The organism is Bacillus sp. EKM208B (genome assembly GCF_011800725.1).
In the GTDB taxonomy this organism is placed as follows: Bacteria; Bacillota; Bacilli; order Bacillales; family Bacillaceae; genus Bacillus; species Bacillus velezensis.
Map to the genome: position 1 here is coordinate 1 of NZ_JAANHO010000048.1, position 292 is coordinate 292.

Below are 292 nucleotides of genomic sequence, written 5' to 3' on the forward strand. Positions count from 1 at the left end.
GGTGAGCCATGAAGGACTCGAACCTTCGACCCTCTGATTAAAAGTCAGATGCTCTACCAACTGAGCTAATGGCTCTTATTACAAGAGACTTATATAGTATAACATATAAAGGTGGTGCCGGCAAGAGGACTTGAACCCCCAACCTACTGATTACAAGTCAGTTGCTCTACCAATTGAGCTACACCGGCTTAATACGCCAACTTATGTATGATAGGAATGGTGGAGGATGACGGGCTCGAACCGCCGACCCTCTGCTTGTAAGGCAGATGCTCTCCCAGCTGAGCTAATCCTC

General features: G+C 47.6%; 2 tRNA genes. Both read right to left on the bottom strand.

What is annotated here, in order from left to right:
• Window positions 1-2 precede the first annotated feature (2 nt).
• Window positions 3-75 (bottom strand) — tRNA-Lys (locus G9F75_RS19800).
• A gap of 37 nt (window positions 76-112) precedes the next feature.
• Window positions 113-188, bottom strand: a tRNA-Thr gene (locus G9F75_RS19805).
• Window positions 189-292: the final 104 nt, after the last annotated feature.